Below are 19,191 nucleotides of genomic sequence, written 5' to 3'. Positions count from 1 at the left end.
ATTAGCTAACGAAAAAGCCAGACCGCTCGTCGCGGCCCGGCAGTAATTACATTTTATATCCCAGCGATAACGTTGTTCGGCGATCGGTATGTTCTGGAGCCGATTCAGGCGGTTCAGAGTTCCATGTAACGTTGTACGCCACCTTCAGACCGAAATGTTCATTAATAGCCACATTTAACGCGCTTTCCGAGTTCAGTGTCGTATCTTCTGCGCCAAAGACGGAAACGCCCTGGGTAATTTTCGCGTTGTCGGTCAACTGCCACGCGTAAGCCCCTGAAGCATAACCCAGCGGCTGGGTTTTACTGGAATTGTCGGTATATTTGTCGTAACGCACGCCAGGACCGAATTCAAAGCGGAAGCTGTGTACCGGGCCATTCAAAAACTGGCGACCATAACCCGCAGTCAACACATCGCGTTCGCGATAACCGTTATAGCGGTCTGTCAGCCAGCTTGCCTGACCAAATAAATAGTCATAGTCAGTTAAATTAAAACGGCTACGCCCGCCCGCCGCATATTTTTCCGAAGAACGCTCATCGTTAGAAGAAGTATTACTGGCATTCCCCCACAGCGACCAGGCAGTAGAATGCCCATACCAGGTCATAGTGGTATCAGCCGTTAGTGAAGAACTTTTCGTGTTACCTGATTGTGCAAGGTAGCCTGCATTCAGATTACCTTCAAAAGGTTTTTTGGCGCTGGCAGGATCGTCCATGACAGTAAAAACGGAATCATCGGCAGCTGCATTCAGAGACGCAAACATACCCCCCGCCAACATAACGATGGCAGGAACTGTCTTCAAAAGCTTCATTTATTAAAAGTCCGTACAACAAAAAAAGAGACCATCGCGGTCCCGGAAACTTTCTTAAGGATCAAAGAGTAGCGTCCCTGGAAAGGTGACAAATTATAAAAAGGAGTGAAAAACTTAGCAACGACTTCTTATTTCATTTTTTGAATAAGCACATTACGAAAACAAATATTTATTTATATATCTTCATCTTATTAATTTCATATAAATATCCAATAAATCATATTGTTAATTTCTTCACTTTCCACTGATTCAGTGCCAGACTGAAATCAGCCTATAGGAGGAAATGATGGTACGTATCTATACGTTGACACTTGCGCCCTCTCTCGATAGCGCAACAATTACCCCGCAAATTTATCCCGAAGGAAAACTGCGTTGTACCGCACCGGTGTTCGAGCCCGGTGGCGGCGGTATTAACGTCGCCCGCGCCATTGCCCACCTTGGTGGGAGCGCCACGGCAATCTTCCCGGCTGGCGGAGCGACTGGCGAACATCTGGTTTCACTGCTGGCTGATGAAAATGTCCCGGTTGCGACTGTCGAAGCAAAAGACTGGACCCGCCAGAATCTGCACGTACATGTGGAGTCTACAGGTGAACAGTACCGATTTGTCATGCCTGGCGCGACATTAAGTGACGATGAATATCGTCAACTTGAAGAGCAAGTTCTGGAAATTGAATCTGGAGCCATTCTGGTCATAAGCGGAAGCCTGCCCCCAGGTGTGAAGCTGGAAAAATTAACTCAGCTTATTTCAGCTGCGCAAAGACAAGGGATTCGCTGCATCGTCGACAGTTCTGGCGAGGCTTTAAGTGCAGCCCTGGCCATTGGCAACATTGAACTGGTTAAACCTAACCAGAAAGAGCTAAGCGCACTGGTTAACCGCGAACTCACCCAGCCTGATGATGTACGCAAAGCCGCGCAGGAAATCGTTAATAGCGGCAAAGCCAAACGGGTTGTCGTTTCCCTTGGCCCGCAGGGCGCGCTGGGGGTGGACAGCGAAAACTGCATTCAGGTTGTGCCACCACCGGTGAAAAGCCAGAGTACCGTCGGTGCAGGTGACAGCATGGTCGGCGCGATGACGCTGAAGCTGGCAGAAAATGCCTCTCTTGCAGAGATGGTTCGTTTTGGGGTCGCTGCGGGCAGCGCCGCCACGCTCAATCAAGGAACTCGTCTGTGCTCCCATGACGATACGCAAAAAATTTACGCTTACCTTTCCCACTTATAGAGATATTCCCCCAATCATTGGGGGAATCACCATAAACCTGTCGACAACGCGTTTCTCCGACTATGCTAAAAAATCACGTGATAACAAAGAGGTGAATTATGGCTGGTGGCGATCTTGTCCGTTATGTCATTACTGTCATGTTGCATGAAGACACATTAACTGAAATTAATGAGTTAAATAACTTTCTGACACGCGACGGTTTTTTACTGACCATGACGGATGATGACGGAAATATCCATGAGCTGGGAACGAACACCTTTGGGCTTATCAGTACTCAAAGTGAAGATGAAATAAGAGAGCTGGTTGCCGCACTCACCCAAAGCGCCACAGGCAAAGACCCAGAGATCATGATCACCACCTGGGAGGACTGGCATAGCAACAGAAAATAAATGGTTTTTGGGCAATAATCAGTCTGTGGTGTGCGTTAGCTCGTGTTTTTGCACCGCATTCCTGCGCTAACCTTATGATCTGGCAGACAACATGGGAGAGACATCATGTGGCAGGCAATCAGTCGTCTTTTGAGCGAGCAGTTAGGTGAAGGCGAAATCGAACTGCGTAATGAACTGCCTGGCGGAGAAGTCCATGCCGCATGGCATTTACGCTACGCAGGACGTGACTTTTTCGTCAAATGTGATGAAAGGGAACTGCTTTCCGGTTTTACCGCCGAAGCCGACCAGCTGGAATTACTGTCGCGCAGTAAAACGGTCAGCGTGCCTAAAGTCTGGGCTGTTGGCGCTGACCGCGACTACAGTTTTTTGGTGATGGACTATCTCCCGCCCCGCCCGTTGGATGCACATAACGCATTTATTTTAGGACAGCAAATTGCGCACCTGCATCAATGGAGTGACCAGCCGCAATTTGGCCTCGATTTCGATAACGCACTTTCCACTACTCCACAACCCAATACCTGGCAACGTCGCTGGTCAACGTTCTTTGCTGAACAACGTATTGGCTGGCAACTGGAACTGGCAGCAGAAAAAGGGATCGCCTTCGGCAATATCGACTCCATCGTCGAGCATATTAAGCAACGCCTGAGCTCTCATCAGCCACAGCCATCACTGTTACACGGCGATTTATGGTCTGGAAACTGCGCTCTGGGCCCGGAGGGGCCGTATATATTCGACCCTGCTTGTTACTGGGGCGACAGAGAGTGCGATCTGGCGATGTTGCCACTGCATACCGAACAGCCGCCACAAATCTATGACGGCTATCAGTCCGTTTCACCGCTACCGGCAGATTTCCTCGAACGTCAACCAATTTACCAACTCTACACGTTGCTTAACCGTGCAAGGTTGTTTGGCGGGCAGCATTTGGTTATTGCCCAGCAGTCACTGGATAGATTGTTAGCTGCGTGATGTGGATTGATGATAATGGCCGCTCCATGCGGCCTTTTACTTAAATAAATCCAAGCAAAGAAAAGAACACATACCCCGCAGCAATACAAATTACCGGCAGGATATAGAGTGAGAAAATCTGTAAGAAAATAGTATGGTGTGGCACAACAATGCGTGACTCAATCTGTTCACGCGTTAACCCCTCTTCCCCTTTAGCCTTCTCCAGAATGAGTTGATCCTCAACACCTTCGCGCAAAAAGCGCGCCTGGCGGCTCATACGGGCACCAGAGTCTTGCAGCGCAAGCCCCACAAATATCAGGATGAAAATCACCCAAAACATAACGTTCACGCCACCATTAAAATTGGGCGTCGGTGAGTTGTACCAGAACAGATTCAGAAAAGGCGTATTCGCCTGCATCATATCGATCATGACATGCGCAAAGTCGAGCATTACAGCATTGATACCTTCCTGGGATTCTTGCCGGACATTCATAAACTTCAGCAAGGAAATTAACGTGGAAACAAGTGTCGGTATAAAAATCACCCAACCCAAAATCCTTTTCAAAACAGCAATGCGTCCAGCTTGTTGATACGTCATGAGTTCTCCTTGATTAAGACGCGTCGTTTCAATTAGTTTACCTGTAGATATCTGTTTTCGCCCATTCTTTAAAGGCGATATGATAGGCGCTTAATCATAAGCACTGCTTAATACCTTACACATAATGCTCTAAAGGAGAGGTTGTAATGTCAACCCCGCGTCAGATTCTTGCTGCAATTTTCGATATGGATGGATTACTTATCGACTCAGAACCTTTATGGGATCGAGCCGAACTGGATGTGATGGCAAGCCTGGGGGTAGATATCTCCCGTCGTAACGAGCTACCGGACACCTTAGGTTTACGCATCGATATGGTGGTTGATCTGTGGTATGCCCGGCAACCGTGGAATGGGCCGAGTCGCCAGGAGGTAGTTGAACGGGTTATTGCCCGTGCCATTTCACTGGTTGAAGAGACGCGACCATTACTGCCTGGTGTGCGTGAGGCCGTTGCGCTATGCAAAGAACAAGGATTATTGGTAGGTCTGGCCTCCGCATCACCTTTGCATATGCTGGAAAAAGTGCTGACCATGTTTGACTTACGTGACAGTTTCGATGCCCTCGCCTCCGCCGAAAAGCTGCCTTACAGCAAGCCGCATCCACAAGTGTATCTCGACTGTGCAGCAAAACTGGGCGTTGATCCTCTCGCCTGCGTGGCGCTGGAAGACTCTGTAAACGGCATGATCGCCTCTAAAGCGGCACGTATGCGTTCTATCGTCGTCCCCGCGCCCGAAGCGCAAAATGATCCCCGTTTTGTGTTGGCGAACGTAAAACTTTCCTCTCTCACCGAATTGACCGCGACCGACCTCCTCGGCTAATAAAATCGGGCAGTGCCATAACTGCCCCTGGCTTTTTATCTGAATTTTTATTCAACTGGCGGATTTATCATCATTTTGTGATAAAGAGTTACACCGTCACCACTTCCGCGCACTGTATAAAAATCCTATACTGTACGTATCGACAGTTTAGTGAGTTTTATCATGACGGCGGAAGGTCACCTTCTCTTTTCTATTGCTTGTGCGGTATTTGCCAAAAATGCCGAGCTGACGCCCGTGCTGGCACAGGGTGACTGGTGGCATATTGTCCCTTCCGCGATCTTAACGTGTCTGTTACCGGACATCGACCACCCAAAATCGTTTCTTGGGCAGCGATTAAGGTGGATATCAAAACCCATTGCCCGCGCATTTGGACACCGTGGATTTACCCACAGTTTGCTGGCTGTATTTGCCCTGCTGGCAACCTTTTATCTCAAGGTGCCGGAAAGCTGGTTTATTCCGGCTGATGCACTGCAAGGTATGGTGCTGGGTTATTTGAGTCATATTCTTGCCGATATGCTGACACCGGCTGGTGTTCCCCTGCTCTGGCCGTGTCGCTGGCGCTTTCGCCTGCCAATTCTGGTGCCACAAAAGGGCAATCAGCTGGAACGTTTTCTCTGCATGGCATTATTTGTCTGGTCGGTGTGGATGCCCCATTCCCTGCCTGAAAACAGCGCGGTTCGTTGGTCATCGCAAATGATCAATACCTTGCAGATCCAGTTTCATCGCCTTATTAAGCACCAGGTTGAATACTAAAAAGGCAAAAATCACCTTTCTGGAATAAGCAATTCCATTTGAATATAAGAGCCAGCTCACAGTTCTGTTAATCTTGCGCCAACACTATGACTGTTACACAGTGATAGAAATAATAAGATCAGGAGAACGGGGATGAACTTTCCATTAATTGCGAACATCGTAGTGTTCGTTGTTCTGCTGTTTGTGCTGGCTCAGGCCCGCCACAAACAGTGGAGTCTGGCAAAAAAAGTGCTGGTGGGTCTGGTGATGGGCGTGGTCTTTGGCCTTGCTCTGCATACCATTTATGGTTCTGACAGCCAGGTACTTAAAGATTCTGTACAGTGGTTTAACATTGTCGGTAACGGCTATGTTCAGCTACTGCAAATGATCGTTATGCCGTTAGTATTCGCCTCTATTCTGAGCGCGGTTGCTCGCCTGCATAACGCATCTCAGTTAGGAAAAATCAGTTTTCTGACCATCGGTACGCTGCTGTTTACCACGCTGATTGCGGCGCTGGTCGGTGTGCTGGTGACTAACCTGTTTGGTCTGACTGCTGAAGGTCTGGTTCAGGGTGGCGCTGAGACTGCTCGCCTGAACGCTATTGAAAGCAACTATGTCGGTAAAGTCGCAGATTTAAGTGTTCCGCAACTCATTCTGTCTTTTATCCCGAAAAATCCGTTTGCCGATCTGACCGGTGCGAATCCGACATCAATTATCAGCGTGGTAATTTTTGCGGCATTCCTGGGTGTAGCTGCGCTGAAACTGCTGAAAGATGATGCGCCGAAAGGTGAACGCGTCTTAACAGCTATCGACACACTGCAAAGCTGGGTGATGAAACTGGTTCGCCTGGTCATGCAACTCACCCCTTACGGCGTGCTTGCGCTGATGACCAAAGTGGTTGCCGGTTCCAACCTGCAAGACATCATTAAGCTGGGTAGCTTCGTTGTCGCGTCCTACCTGGGTCTTATCATTATGTTTGCGGTGCATGGCATTCTGCTGGGTATTAATGGCGTCAGCCCGCTGAAATACTTCCGCAAAGTGTGGCCGGTGCTGACATTTGCTTTCACCAGCCGTTCCAGTGCTGCGTCTATTCCACTGAACGTTGAAGCACAAACGCGTCGTCTGGGTGTTCCTGAATCTATCGCCAGTTTTGCCGCCTCTTTCGGGGCGACCATTGGTCAAAACGGCTGTGCCGGGTTGTATCCGGCAATGCTGGCCGTAATGGTAGCGCCAACGGTGGGTATTAACCCGCTGGATCCGATGTGGATTGCAACTTTGGTCGGTATTGTTACCGTCAGTTCTGCCGGTGTTGCAGGTGTTGGTGGTGGTGCGACATTCGCCGCGTTGATTGTTCTGCCAGCAATGGGCTTGCCGGTAACGCTGGTGGCTTTGTTAATCTCCGTTGAACCGCTTATCGATATGGGTCGAACTGCATTGAACGTGAGCGGCTCAATGACCGCAGGTACGCTGACCAGCCAGTGGCTTAAGCAAACCGATAAGTCCATTCTGGACAGCGAAGACGACGCCGAACTGGCACACCGTTAATCCTGGTTTATAACGCAAAACGCCTGTCCTTCGACAGGCGTTTATTTATTCTTCGATCTCATTTTCCTGGCGCACCTGATTAGCCCAACGCTGAGCCGACTCCGGCACATTAAACGCAGGTGAGCGCAAGAATGATTCCCCAACCAGCACAAACGCAACATATTTGCCACGCAGCATCCAGACATCGCGAAACGAATCCATCTTAATCGCATGTTCTGGCGGCGCAGGTTCCGTGCGAGGAACATAGCTAATAATCGGGCGGTTTTGCTGACGTAGCGGTTTCTTCATTACTGGCTTCACTAAACGCATATTAAAAATCAGAAAAATTGTAGTTTAGCTGATTTACCCCCCGTCCGTCCTGCTTTGCGTATATTCCCGAATACCTTCTCTGGCACCGCTTCCAGAGCGAGATCACCCTGATGGTCTATAGTTAGAGGGTTTTTTGACCAAAACAGCGGCCCTTTCAGTAATGAATTAAGGAGACGAGTTCAATGTCGCAACATAACGAAAAGAACCCACATCAGCACCAGTCACCACTACACGACTCCAGCGAAGCGAAACCGGGAATGGACTCACTGGCACCTGAAGACGGATCTCATCGTCCAGCGGCTGAACCGACCCCGCCAGGCGCACAACCTACCGCCCCTGGGAGTCTGAAAGCTCCTGATACGCGTAACGAAAAACTAAACTCTCTGGAAGACGTACGCAAAGGCAGTGAAAATTATGCGCTGACCACTAATCAGGGCGTGCGCATCGCCGACGATCAAAACTCCCTGCGAGCCGGTAGCCGTGGTCCAACGCTGCTGGAAGATTTTATTCTGCGCGAGAAAATCACCCACTTCGACCATGAACGTATCCCGGAACGTATCGTTCACGCGCGTGGGTCAGCCGCTCACGGTTATTTCCAGCCATATAAAAACTTAAGCGATATAACCAAAGCCGACTTCCTGTCAGATCCGAACAAAATTACCCCGGTGTTCGTGCGTTTCTCTACCGTTCAGGGTGGCGCAGGTTCGGCAGATACGGTGCGTGATATCCGTGGTTTCGCCACCAAGTTCTATACCGAAGAAGGCATTTTTGATCTTGTGGGTAACAACACGCCTGTCTTCTTTATTCAGGATGCACACAAATTTCCGGACTTTGTTCATGCGGTAAAACCAGAACCGCACTGGGCAATTCCGCAAGGGCAAAGCGCCCACGACACCTTCTGGGATTATGTTTCCCTGCAACCAGAAACGCTCCACAACGTGATGTGGGCGATGTCAGATCGCGGAATACCACGCAGTTACCGCACCATGGAAGGCTTCGGCATTCACACCTTCCGCCTGATTAACGCCGAAGGTAAAGCAACCTTTGTGCGTTTCCACTGGAAACCACTGGCAGGTAAAGCCTCGCTGGTTTGGGATGAAGCGCAGAAACTTACCGGACGTGATCCAGACTTCCACCGCCGCGAACTGTGGGAAGCCATTGAAGCAGGCGACTTCCCGGAGTATGAACTGGGCTTCCAGTTGATCCCCGAAGAAGATGAATTCAAATTCGACTTCGACCTGCTTGACCCAACGAAACTCATCCCGGAAGAGTTAGTCCCCGTTCAGCGCGTCGGCAAAATGGTGCTTAACCGTAACCCGGATAACTTCTTTGCCGAAAACGAACAGGCAGCTTTCCATCCTGGTCATATTGTCCCCGGTCTGGATTTCACCAACGATCCGCTGTTGCAGGGGCGTTTGTTCTCCTATACCGATACACAAATCAGCCGTCTTGGCGGGCCGAATTTTCATGAAATTCCGATTAATCGCCCTACCTGCCCGTACCACAATTTCCAGCGTGACGGTATGCATCGGATGGGAATCGACACTAACCCGGCGAATTACGAACCGAACTCGATCAACGATAACTGGCCGCGCGAAACGCCGCCGGGGCCAAAACGCGGTGGATTTGAATCATACCAGGAGCGCGTGGAAGGCAATAAAGTGCGGGAGCGCAGCCCATCATTTGGCGAATACTATTCGCATCCGCGCCTGTTCTGGTTAAGTCAGACGCCGTTCGAGCAACGCCATATTGTCGATGGTTTCAGCTTTGAGTTAAGCAAAGTTGTACGACCTTATATTCGTGAACGCGTCGTTGACCAGTTGGCGCATATTGATCTGACTCTGGCGCAGGCGGTAGCAAAAAATCTCGGTATCGAACTGACTGACGATCAGCTGAATATTACGCCGCCACCTGACGTAAACGGGCTGATAAAAGATCCTGCGTTGAGTCTGTATGCCATTCCTGATGGTGATGTGAAAGGTCGTGTGGTAGCGATTTTGCTTAATGATGAAGTGAGATCGGCAGACCTTCTGTCAATCCTCAAGGCGCTGAAAGCTAAAGGCGTTCATGCCAAACTGCTTTATTCGCGGATGGGTGAAGTGACTGCCGATGACGGTACGGTGCTGCCAATAGCCGCTACCTTTGCCGGGGCACCATCGCTGACGGTCGATGCGGTGATTGTCCCTTGCGGCAATATCGCCGATATTGCCGACAACGGCGATGCAAACTATTACCTGATGGAAGCCTACAAACACCTTAAACCGATTGCGCTGGCAGGAGACGCACGCAAGTTTAAGGCGACAATCAAGGTTGATGACCAGGGTGAAGAAGGGATCGTGGAAGCCGACAGCGCCGACGGTAGTTTTATGGATGAACTATTAACGCTAATGGCAGCGCACCGCGTATGGTCACGTATTCCTAAGATTGATAAAATTCCGGCGTAAATATGAATAAAGTCACTCCCCCAGGGGAGTGACTTTACAAACTTCCTTACACATCAAGATAACTACCCAACCGATAACCTCGCTCGGCAATGGCATACTTCAACGATGCTGATGTCAACACTTCCAGCTCCGTTAACCGTGGAAAGCAATAAGCACTCTGGCGAATTGTATTATCGACAAACGCCGGATGGCACATTACTTCCAACGAACGTTCACCGCGATGGCTGGAATCATCCAGCACTTGCAGAAACAGTGACTCGCTAATCTCTTCACCATAGAACGCGCTACTGAAGCCCTGCGAACTGCGCAATTTAGCGGGTAAATCACCATCGCTAAATAACGGCTGACGGTCGATGCGCAACGCAATCCCCTCTTCAGCCGCAAACTTTGCCACAATCGGGAAAATCTGCGGGAACATATGCACATGATGATGGCTATCAAGATGTGTAGGTTTGCGCCCAAATAGCTCAATGAAACGCAGATACTGACAGGCAAGTTCCTGAGCAATTTCCTTTAGCGGTAAAGCATCTTCTTCCGCCAGTTGCCAGATCCACTTCCCCAGCACGCCTTCGCGGGTTAAACCCGGCATTGCAGTCAGCGGCTTGCCCATGGTGAGAACAAAATGAATCCCAACTGCCAGGCTCGGTTCATCACGACTCAACTGCACCGCATGGTCGATAGCTTCACCATTCACCAGCGCCGTCGTTGACGTGACAATACCGTTTCGACAGGCCTCGATAATGCCGTAGTTCTGACCTTTGCTTAAGCCAAAATCATCGGCATTAACAATCAGTAAGCGTTCCATAATCAGCCCCGGTTAATGTGTTTTTTTGAGTTCTGCTATGCAGTCGGCAAAATTTGGCAGCCATTTCTCATGCGCCAGAATCATCTCACGCGCCAGCAACTCAGCATCGCGATCGGAATGCACCAACGGGCTAAGGTTTAGCGCCAGTAACACATCGTTAAATTCCCCGCTAAGTGCTGCGTTGCTGGCCGCAATCTCGAAGCCTTTGATGGTGTGAATCAGCCCCATCACTTTGTCATCGAAATGCGTAATGCGCGGATGTGGAGTCGCGCCATCGCGCCCCAGCGTGCAGGTCATTTCTACCGCCCAGTCTGCCGGAATATTATCAATATGCCCATGATGCGGGATATTAACGTAATGTTCCGTTTGCTTGTCGTTGTAGATAGCGTTAATGACTTCGCACGCTGCATCAGAGTAATAAGCTCCACCGCGCTGCTCCAGCTCTTTCGGTTTCACTTTCAGATCCGGGTTTTTATACAGATCAAAGAGTTGCTTCTCGACTTTCTGTACCACCTGCGCACGCGCGCCGCCTTTGTAATACTCACCCATTTCAATCGCCAGCATCTCTTTTTGCTTGAAGTAATAAAGCAAATAGGAACACGGCAACAGGTTCAGTGCCCGAATTAAGCCTTCGCTAAACGGCAGATCGAAAATGTTTTTTACGCCAGACGCTTTTAACTGCCCTGACGCCACGCCGTCGAGCAATTCGGCAAAACGTGATTTGCCATTTACCAACACATCCTTAATAAACACCATGTGGTTCAGGCCGAACAGATCGATAGATAAATCATCGTTCTCATTCAAGGCTAAAACATCGCCGATAAACATTTTCATGCCAATCGGAATATTACATACGCCGATAAAGCGTTTAAATCCGCTATGACGATAAACCGCTTCAGTGACCATTCCCGCCGGGTTAGTGAAGTTGATCACCCACGCATTCGGACAAAGTTCTTCGACATCTTTTACGATGTCAAAAATCACAGGAATGGTGCGCAGACCTTTAAACAGGCCACCCGCACCATTAGTTTCCTGGCCAAGATAACCATGACTTAACGGAATACGTTCATCCAGTTCGCGTGCTGGTAATTGACCTACGCGCAGTTGGGTAGTGACAAAATCAGCCCCTTTCAGCGCCTCACGACGATCAAGCGTTTTATAAAGTTTAATCGGTACACCAGCGTTATCGATCATTCGCTGGCAGAGATCAAAGATAATATCCAGTTTTGCCTTACCACCTTCGACATCCACCAGCCATAATTCAGTCACTGGCAATTCGTGATAACGCTTAATAAACCCTTCCAGCAGTTCCGGGGTATAACTACTCCCGCCACCAATAGTGACGACTTTTAATTTCTGGCTCATAATTTCTCCCTTCATCAGGAAATACTGATATTCTTCATACCTGCCTCTACGTCAGGAATATCCCGGTCTCCCCAGGATAAATAAGGCACGCATGTAAATTTAATGATCAGTGACAATAGCTACTGATTAAATTCAGTCAATTTCTTACGATAACTATTTGGTGTAAAAGATGTTAGTTTCTTAAACGTTTTAATAAACAGGCTTGGGCTACTATAACCGGCTTCAAATGCAATATCAGTCACAGAATAGTTGGTCATTTCCAGTTGTTTTTTGGCAAAGTTAATGCGGATTTCATTAATAATCTGCATCGGCGTTTTGCCATAATATCGCTGAGTCGCACGCGTCAAATACTCCTGCGATTTAGCCGATAACATCACCATATTTTCCAGCGCATTTTCACTGAACTGCGCTTTATCATGCATCTTTTCAACCGTACTTTTTAACCACTGTGGCACATCATCAATAACCTGTTCTTCGCGGTAATGACGTAAACGGTTAATGACATAAAAAGTGACTATCTCAACAAATTCTTCCAGACCGGTTTCGCTGAAATTCAATGAAGAAATCACAGTTTCCACATAGGTAAGAAAAGTATTATTAGTTCGGTAAACCTGTGAAGCAACAAAGCAATAAGGCAACAACGGCAAATAATGCTGTTCAAAAAAACGTTTACTGATCCCAACGTTCAATATGCGCGTGGCACCAAACTCATAAAAACTTTGATGGTGTGATCCTAACGGAATAAAAACAAAATCGCCCCGTTCCAGCAACACGCGCTTACCGTTAATCTCCTGGAAATAACGACCAGTTAAAACCAGGGTAAATTCATAATAGTCATGCTGATGCAATCCAGTAATACTTTCCGTTTTATTGTAGATAAACACATGGAAATTTTTGCCATTAAACAACTGCTGTTCACGGGCAGTGGCAATTTCCGGCGCATTAATCACTGGCTGCATCATCGACTCCTTATGCCTTCAGTTTTTCATGAAGCTCAATTAATTCGGTAATCAGTTCACGTGCAAGCATGGAAGTCATTAAATGGTCCTGGGCGTGAACCAGCACCAGACTCACTTTCATCTTGCCTTCGCCCGCGTCGCCTTCAATCAGTTTCGTCTGTACCAGATGCGCTTCATTCAAGGCCATCCGCGACTCATCATGGCTTTTGCCGCTGCAAAATCACCCTGCTTCGCCTGCTTCAGCGCCGCATACGCCAGGCTGCGCGCTTGTCCGGAGTTGATGATAAGCCCCATCACCACTTCTTCCAGTTCCTCAGCTTCCGTTTGCGTATCAGGAATATTATCGAGATCCATCATACATCGTTCCTCTCTATTCTTACCGGCACGATTGCCCGTACCGGCATCGATTAAAATTTCAGGGCGTTAGCAATATCTTCTTCGCTCTCTTCTTTATCAATCACGTTCTGCGCTTTGTTTGCCACCACGACAAATGGCAGATATATCAGCGTTGCGATGCCAAGGTTGAAGAGTGCGACCAGCAATGCGGCGACGCTACCGTTAGTATTAAAGAAGGCTCCCAGACCGGTTGGCATGGTCCACGGTGCAATGTTAGTCACCGGTGGGATGATGCCCATGTAGTACGCCGCCAGAGTAATTGCCGCCAGAATCGGTTGCACCAGAACAAACGGGATAAACATCACCGGGTTCATGATAATCGGCAGACCAAACAGAATCGGTTCGTTAATCTGGAAGATGCCCGACGGCAGCGCCAGTTTTGCCACCTGACGATAATCAGCACGGCGAGAAGCGATAAAGATTGCCAGGATCAGGCCTAAGGTTGCACCGCTGCCACCGAGGAAAATAAAGGAGTCCAGCATCGGCTTGGCCCAGATATGGAAGGTCTTACCGGCTGCCAGCGCCGCTTCGACGGAGCCATATTGTTGATAGGTGGCGATGTTTTCCAGCGCCCACGGCGTCATAATGCCGTTGTCCAGCGCGGTCAGCGCCAGTGCGCCGTGAATACCGAAGAACCACAGCAGCGGAACAAAGATCACATACGCCCAGCCGACCACGCTACCCAACGATGCCAGCGGCGTCGAGATGGTATCCATAATAATCTGATGGAAGTTAGTGCCCCAGGTATTCAGCGCCCAGGCAATAATCCCCATCACAGAAAGAATAATAAAGCCGGGAATTAATGCTGAGAAAGAACGTGAGACCGATGTCGGTACACTGTCGGGTAATTTAATCACCCAGTTGCGGTAGACAATAAAGGTAAACATTTCTGCCACCACCAGGCCGATAATAATCCCGGAGATGATATTCGCGCCACCTAACCAATTAGCGCCGACCGCGTAAACTTCACCGACACTATAAGGCGTGACGGTCATAAATGCCGCAACGGATAACAACCCTGCCGCGAGCGCATCGACTTTACGCTCTTCTGCCAGCGCCATACCGATAAAAAACGGCGCCATTAGAGACATAATCCCTAATGTTCCGTTGTATACGTTTCCGCCAATACCTTTCAGGCCATTAAGTGTTTCAATGGTTGAAGCGTCGAGGCGAATACCTAAGGAGTAAAAAAACGACCCCTCCCCAAAGCTCAGAAAAACGTTATTGATTAATACAAACATGGCCCCCGCAAGGGTTAACGGCATTAAGCGAATAAAACCGTTTTTGATTGCATTAACGTGTGGCTGTTTTCCTATTTTGACTGCAAAAGGGAGGAGTACCTTTTCAAGCGATGCAATAACATTACTCATAGAAAAATACCCTTAAAAACCGCAATTAAAGTATTGCGGTATAGATTTATGAAATAACTCTTTGACGGAAAAATTTAAAAATTAATTTGCTGCGGCTTTTTTAATTGCTGCAACTGCAGCCTTAAGCACGCCTAAACCATCGACTTTGCCATATAACAGTGAATCAATGACTTCAACGGGTTTGTTGGGTAACAAACGCTGGATTTCGGGCAACATATAAGCAATCTGCGGCCCTAATAACACGACATCGGCATTCTGACCTTTTTCACCCGCCAGTGTTTCCGGAAATGCTTCAATAATGACCGGAACTTCATATTTTTCTGCCTGTGCGCGCATTTTTGATACCAGTAAAGAGGTAGACATGCCCGCAGAACAAAACAGATAAATGTGTTTCTTTTCCATAAAACTGCCCTCATCAACGATTATCTGTCAGCCAGACACTCCGCAAGCCTTCACCTGCTTCCATGCTCTGGGTAACTTGCGAAACCAACATGACTTTTTTTGGTGGCTGAAAAGAGTATACGGTATTGACCTGAACGATAGTATTTCTTTGACCATACAAATTGTCTCTCCTTGACCTGTTGTTATGACCTCCTTCACATTTCGGTTAAATAATTCGCGACAATAAATAAGAACACGGGGCAAATAAAAACCGGCGCAATGGCCGGTTTCCGGTGTAACTCAAGCTTTCAGGCGAAGAAATTACTTCGCTGCTTGTGGATCGGTGTCGTATTCGGCACAGGTCTGATAGCCAGAGTTGATAACATGTCCGGTATCATCTAAGGCGACAAAATAGGTTTCTGCTTTACCATCACGTTGACCCAGGATATAGGTCTGGCAAGTACCACGAGCATGGATCATGCTCACTTCAGACGAAGGTTTACCCGCAATTTGTGCAACCTGCGCCCGGCTCATGCCTTTTTTGACGTCTTTCACCACAGGCTGTACAAACTGGTCTTTGGTACGATCATACGCCGTACAACCTGCCAGCATGGTTAATACCGCCGCTGCACCCAGAATTCCTGCCATATTCTTGTTCATATTCCGTCCTCTTGTTTATCAGCGTGTTAGATAAGCCTGGAACACATCGGGGGCTTTTTCAAGCCTGTGAACGAAACGGCTCCGCTTTCAGAGGATTCCTGTATGACGTTTTAACCGCCATTCAACCTGCTGTCGCTTGTCGTTTCAGTAGCAACGGGTTAGCTTTAAGGAAGTTTTATTTTTCTGTCTGGAGGGGTTCAATGACATTGCAACAACAAATAATAAAGGCGCTGGGCGCAAAACCGCAGATTAATGCCGAAGAGGAAATTCGCCGCAGCATCGATTTTCTGAAAAGCTATCTGCAAACCTATCCGTTCATTAAATCACTCGTACTTGGTATTAGTGGTGGTCAGGACTCCACTCTTGCCGGGAAACTGTGTCAAATGGCAATTAACGAGCTTCGTCAGGAAACGGGCAACGAGGCACTGCAATTCATTGCCGTGCGCCTGCCCTACGGTGTTCAGGCTGATGAACAGGATTGTCAGGACGCCATTGCTTTTATTCAACCGGATCGCGTATTAACCGTGAATATCAAGGGCGCGGTATTGGCCAGCGAACAGGCGCTGCGCGAAGCAGGTATTGAATTAAGCGATTTCGTTCGCGGCAATGAAAAAGCGCGTGAGCGGATGAAAGCGCAATACAGCATTGCAGGCATGACCAACGGCGTCGTGGTTGGCACCGATCATGCGGCAGAAGCCATTACCGGATTCTTTACTAAATACGGTGACGGTGGTACTGACATTAACCCGCTATACCGTCTGAACAAGCGTCAGGGTAAACAGTTACTGGCGGCATTAGGTTGCCCGGAACATCTCTATAAGAAAGCACCCACCGCCGATCTGGAAGATGACCGTCCTTCCCTGCCGGATGAAGTGGCGCTTGGCGTCACTTATGACAACATTGATGACTATCTGGAAGGGAAAGCCGTGCCCGAACAGGTCGCCAGAACAATAGAAAACTGGTATCTGAAAACCGAACATAAACGCCGTCCGCCAATTACCGTTTTCGATGATTTCTGGAAAAAGTAATAATTTGCACATAATGGCTTGTACGCAAAAACGTACTTTGTTCATGCCGGATGCGGCGTGAACGCCTTATTCGACCTACAAAACTTCGCAAATTCAATTCATTGCAGGGGGCGAGTCGGCATGATAAGCGTAGCGCATCAGGCGGTATTACTTTTGTCATCGACCCGCCTCTTTTTTAATCGTTTCCCGCCTGTTACACTGGATAGATAACCAGCACCTGGAGTCAACAGTGGTACGGCGTTTAACTTCCCTGCGGCCAGAATTTGAAGCGGCGGCAATCTACGAATATCCCGAACATTTACGTTCATTCCTTAATGACTTACCCACCCGACCAGGGGTGTATCTGTTTCATGGCGAAAGTGACACCATGCCGCTCTATATCGGCAAAAGCGTTAATATCCGCAGCCGGGTGCTTTCTCATTTACGCACTCCGGATGAAGCCGCCATGCTGCGGCAATCCCGGCGAATTAGCTGGATCTGCACCGCAGGCGAAATCGGTGCGCTACTCCTTGAAGCGCGATTAATTAAAGAACAACAGCCACTGTTTAATAAACGCTTGCGCCGTAATCGCCAGCTCTGTGCCCTGCAACTGAATGAAAAGCGTGTCGATGTGGTGTATGCCAAAGACGTGGATTTTTCTGCCGCAGCAAACTTATTCGGCCTGTTTGCCAACCGTCGTGCGGCTTTACAAGCATTACAGACCATCGCCGATGAACAAAAACTTTGTTATGGCTTGCTCGGGCTGGAACCGTTAAGTCGCGGGCGCGCTTGTTTTCGTTCGGCGCTAAAACGTTGCGCCGGGGCGTGCTGCGGTAAAGAGAGCCATGACGCTCATGCGCTACGTTTGCGTCAGTCTCTGGAGCGTTTGCGGGTTGTTTGTTGGCCATGGCGAGGTGCGGTGGCGCTGAAAGAACAGCATCCGGAAATGACGCAATATCATATTATTCATAACTGGCTGTGGCTGGGTGCCGTTAATTCGCCGGAAGAGGCAGCAACGTTAATTCGCACACCAGCCGGGTTTGATCACGACGGTTATAAAATCCTCTGTAAACCTCTGCTTTCCGGTAACTATGAAATTACTGAACTTGATCCGGTGAATAGCCTGCCAGCCAGTTAATTTCACTGAACAGCAGTTTGCCTTGCGGTTGCAAAAGCCGCAGGGTGTGCCTTCCGTCGTACCAGCACGCGCCCTGGTCGGTAGTCAACAGCTTGTCGCCTAGTTGCCACGCTCCGCTAATTACAAACACCACCCCACCGCGTGAGCCAAAAGTGGTGAACGTGCGATCGGCAATTCTGACTTTCGCCTTACAGGCATCAAGGCGCGTCATAATGTTGAAATCCATCGACATCTGACCTTCAGTCAGTTTCGCTTTTACCACCTGATCCGCAGCGAAAGCAAAAGGCTGTAGCGGTTTTAAGGTATGGCTAAAACGGTTAGTGCTTTCAAGGAGCATCTCACCGCCTTCCAGCAGCGTCACGCTCCTTTCCATTCCCGGAAACAAAGAAAACTCACCATTTGCCGCAATGGAAGCAATGCTGGCACGCCAGTAAAAATCACGTTTTGCCGGAGGAAAGCTACAGATTTCACGAGTTTCACCGGCAGCGTTTCGCCACAGGTTCACCGACATTTTACGCATATCAAAGTATTCCATACTCGCTCCCGGCATGCTCTTTTCATTGTTATCGTTCAGGCAACCGTGGATTGTTATCGGCAACTCGGGTGATTTACCTTAGTGGTGATTAGACTTTTTTTGCAAAAGTTGAAGAACAGAAAAGAAAACCGCCGATCCTGTCCACCGCATTGCTGCAAGGTAGTGGACAAGACCGGCGGTCTTAAGTTGTCAGGCTGAAAGATTATTCAGCAGTTGCAGGCATTTTACCTTTTGCCGCAGGGCGTTCTGTCAGACGCTTCTCAAAATTAGCATTAAATTGCTTTTTCTGCTCCGGCGTCAGGATGTTGTAAATCTTGTTCTGGGTTTCCAGGTGCGCCAGCATGTTAGCTTTGCGCTGTTCTTCCATTTTTGCGATCTGCGCTTCAGCTTTCGCTTTGTCGAAGGTATCGCTGGCAATAATGTCATGCATTGCGCGGCGTTCTTCCAGCGGCGGGCGTTTCATCTGGTCACGCTGACCTTTCATGATTTCGCGAATCTGCTGTTTCTGCGCGTCGGTCAGGTTCAGATCTTTAAACATCATGTCGTGATGCGGACCGAATTTACCTTTATGGTGCATCATCGGCTTCGCGTCAGCCGGTGCTGCAGTAGTGGTATCGGCGGCATGGGCCAGGTTAGCCGCGCCAAAAGCCAGGGTAGAGGCAACAAACAGTGCAGTTAATTTACGCATATTCTATATCCTTCCTTTCAGTTATTTATTACGGCTTTCTTAAGTAGCGTGCCGTGTTGACGAGATTAACTTTACTGACTTTAGCG

At 48.7% G+C, this 19,191-nt stretch carries 20 protein-coding genes and 1 pseudogene; 9 read left to right on the top strand and 12 right to left on the bottom strand.

Annotated elements, in window-relative coordinates; translation table 11 throughout:
- Positions 1-46: 46 nt before the first annotated feature.
- Entirely contained in the window at positions 47-805 is a 759-nt protein-coding gene (locus tag A7Z29_RS02095; protein WP_085460662.1) for a DUF481 domain-containing protein, read from the bottom strand.
- Positions 806-1,091: 286 nt separating this feature from the next.
- Here A7Z29_RS02095 and pfkB point away from each other — a divergent pair, with 286 nt between their 5' ends.
- From pfkB to A7Z29_RS02080, 3 genes are all read left to right on the top strand, one after another.
- Positions 1,092-2,024: a 6-phosphofructokinase II gene (pfkB, locus tag A7Z29_RS02090; protein WP_085460661.1), complete on the top strand. Its 933-nt coding sequence runs from the start codon at positions 1,092-1,094 to the stop codon at positions 2,022-2,024.
- Between the two features lie 98 nt (positions 2,025-2,122).
- A complete protein-coding gene (gene ghoS, locus A7Z29_RS02085) occupies positions 2,123-2,413 on the top strand; it encodes a type V toxin-antitoxin system endoribonuclease antitoxin GhoS (protein WP_000896963.1) in 291 nt (96 codons plus the stop codon).
- A 105-nt stretch (positions 2,414-2,518) separates the two neighbouring features.
- A complete protein-coding gene (locus A7Z29_RS02080) occupies positions 2,519-3,379 on the top strand; it encodes a fructosamine kinase family protein (RefSeq protein WP_000267674.1) in 861 nt (286 codons plus the stop codon).
- 40 nt (positions 3,380-3,419) lie between these two features.
- Here the strand turns inward: A7Z29_RS02080 and A7Z29_RS02075 are convergent, their stop codons facing one another.
- Positions 3,420-3,956, bottom strand: coding sequence for a YniB family protein (locus A7Z29_RS02075; protein WP_000222184.1), 537 nt, complete (start codon positions 3,954-3,956; stop codon positions 3,420-3,422).
- A gap of 146 nt (positions 3,957-4,102) precedes the next feature.
- Between A7Z29_RS02075 and hxpB the strand changes: the two genes are divergently transcribed.
- The 3 genes from hxpB (at position 4,103) to tcyP (ending at position 7,048) form a co-directional block, all read left to right on the top strand.
- The gene (gene hxpB / locus A7Z29_RS02070) at positions 4,103-4,771 is read left to right on the top strand and encodes a hexitol phosphatase HxpB (protein WP_000106829.1); all 669 of its coding nucleotides are present in this window, start codon (positions 4,103-4,105) and stop codon (positions 4,769-4,771) included.
- Positions 4,772-4,933: 162 nt separating this feature from the next.
- Positions 4,934-5,524 (top strand): metal-dependent hydrolase, encoded by a 591-nt coding sequence (locus tag A7Z29_RS02065; RefSeq protein WP_010345892.1) that lies wholly within the window; start codon positions 4,934-4,936, stop codon positions 5,522-5,524.
- Between the two features lie 132 nt (positions 5,525-5,656).
- Positions 5,657-7,048: a cystine/sulfocysteine:cation symporter gene (gene tcyP, locus A7Z29_RS02060; protein ID WP_001010734.1), complete on the top strand. Its 1,392-nt coding sequence runs from the start codon at positions 5,657-5,659 to the stop codon at positions 7,046-7,048.
- Between the two features lie 45 nt (positions 7,049-7,093).
- On the opposite strand, the gene cedA is transcribed toward tcyP, so the two are convergent.
- Positions 7,094-7,357, bottom strand: a complete 264-nt coding sequence (gene cedA, locus A7Z29_RS02055; protein ID WP_001241547.1) for a cell division activator CedA — start codon at positions 7,355-7,357, stop codon at positions 7,094-7,096.
- 182 nt (positions 7,358-7,539) lie between these two features.
- On the opposite strand from cedA, the gene katE reads away from it, so the two are divergent.
- Entirely contained in the window at positions 7,540-9,801 is a 2,262-nt protein-coding gene (katE, locus tag A7Z29_RS02050) for a catalase HPII (RefSeq protein ID WP_085460660.1), read from the top strand.
- A gap of 46 nt (positions 9,802-9,847) precedes the next feature.
- Here the strand turns inward: katE and chbG are convergent, their stop codons facing one another.
- The 7 genes and pseudogenes from chbG to osmE all read right to left on the bottom strand — a co-directional run bounded on the left by chbG (position 9,848) and on the right by osmE (position 15,737).
- On the bottom strand, positions 9,848-10,606 hold the full coding sequence (gene chbG / locus A7Z29_RS02045; protein WP_105289718.1) for a chitin disaccharide deacetylase: 759 nt from the start codon (positions 10,604-10,606) through the stop codon (positions 9,848-9,850).
- Positions 10,607-10,618: 12 nt separating this feature from the next.
- Positions 10,619-11,971, bottom strand: a complete 1,353-nt coding sequence (celF, locus tag A7Z29_RS02040) for a 6-phospho-beta-glucosidase (protein ID WP_105289717.1) — start codon at positions 11,969-11,971, stop codon at positions 10,619-10,621.
- Between the two features lie 119 nt (positions 11,972-12,090).
- Positions 12,091-12,933, bottom strand: a complete 843-nt coding sequence (chbR, locus tag A7Z29_RS02035; protein WP_000983663.1) for a transcriptional regulator ChbR — start codon at positions 12,931-12,933, stop codon at positions 12,091-12,093.
- Between the two features lie 7 nt (positions 12,934-12,940).
- Positions 12,941-13,287 (bottom strand): annotated as a pseudogene (gene chbA, locus A7Z29_RS02030) (PTS N,N'-diacetylchitobiose transporter subunit IIA).
- Positions 13,288-13,337: 50 nt separating this feature from the next.
- Positions 13,338-14,696: a PTS N,N'-diacetylchitobiose transporter subunit IIC gene (gene chbC, locus A7Z29_RS02025; protein WP_105289716.1), complete on the bottom strand. Its 1,359-nt coding sequence runs from the start codon at positions 14,694-14,696 to the stop codon at positions 13,338-13,340.
- An 81-nt stretch (positions 14,697-14,777) separates the two neighbouring features.
- On the bottom strand, positions 14,778-15,098 hold the full coding sequence (gene chbB / locus A7Z29_RS02020; RefSeq protein ID WP_000412169.1) for a PTS N,N'-diacetylchitobiose transporter subunit IIB: 321 nt from the start codon (positions 15,096-15,098) through the stop codon (positions 14,778-14,780).
- A gap of 300 nt (positions 15,099-15,398) precedes the next feature.
- A complete protein-coding gene (osmE, locus tag A7Z29_RS02005; protein ID WP_001039038.1) occupies positions 15,399-15,737 on the bottom strand; it encodes an osmotically-inducible lipoprotein OsmE in 339 nt (112 codons plus the stop codon).
- A 200-nt stretch (positions 15,738-15,937) separates the two neighbouring features.
- Between osmE and nadE the strand changes: the two genes are divergently transcribed.
- The gene (gene nadE, locus A7Z29_RS02000; RefSeq protein WP_000175015.1) at positions 15,938-16,765 is read left to right on the top strand and encodes an ammonia-dependent NAD(+) synthetase; all 828 of its coding nucleotides are present in this window, start codon (positions 15,938-15,940) and stop codon (positions 16,763-16,765) included.
- Between the two features lie 229 nt (positions 16,766-16,994).
- Complete coding sequence (gene cho / locus A7Z29_RS01995; RefSeq protein ID WP_085460658.1) at positions 16,995-17,882, top strand: excinuclease Cho; 888 nt, start codon at positions 16,995-16,997, stop codon at positions 17,880-17,882.
- On the opposite strand, the gene ves is transcribed toward cho, so the two are convergent.
- Positions 17,842-18,417, bottom strand: coding sequence for an environmental stress-induced protein Ves (gene ves / locus A7Z29_RS01990; RefSeq protein ID WP_010345878.1), 576 nt, complete (start codon positions 18,415-18,417; stop codon positions 17,842-17,844). The genes cho and ves overlap by 41 nt on opposite strands.
- 202 nt (positions 18,418-18,619) lie before the next feature.
- Positions 18,620-19,105, bottom strand: a complete 486-nt coding sequence (gene spy, locus A7Z29_RS01985) for an ATP-independent periplasmic protein-refolding chaperone Spy (protein ID WP_001228965.1) — start codon at positions 19,103-19,105, stop codon at positions 18,620-18,622.
- Positions 19,106-19,191 lie beyond the last annotated feature (86 nt).

It is taken from the genome of Escherichia sp. MOD1-EC6842 (genome assembly GCF_002965705.1).
Lineage (GTDB): Bacteria > Pseudomonadota > Gammaproteobacteria > Enterobacterales > Enterobacteriaceae > Escherichia > Escherichia ruysiae.
This window is presented reverse-complemented; position numbering and strand designations above follow the sequence as displayed.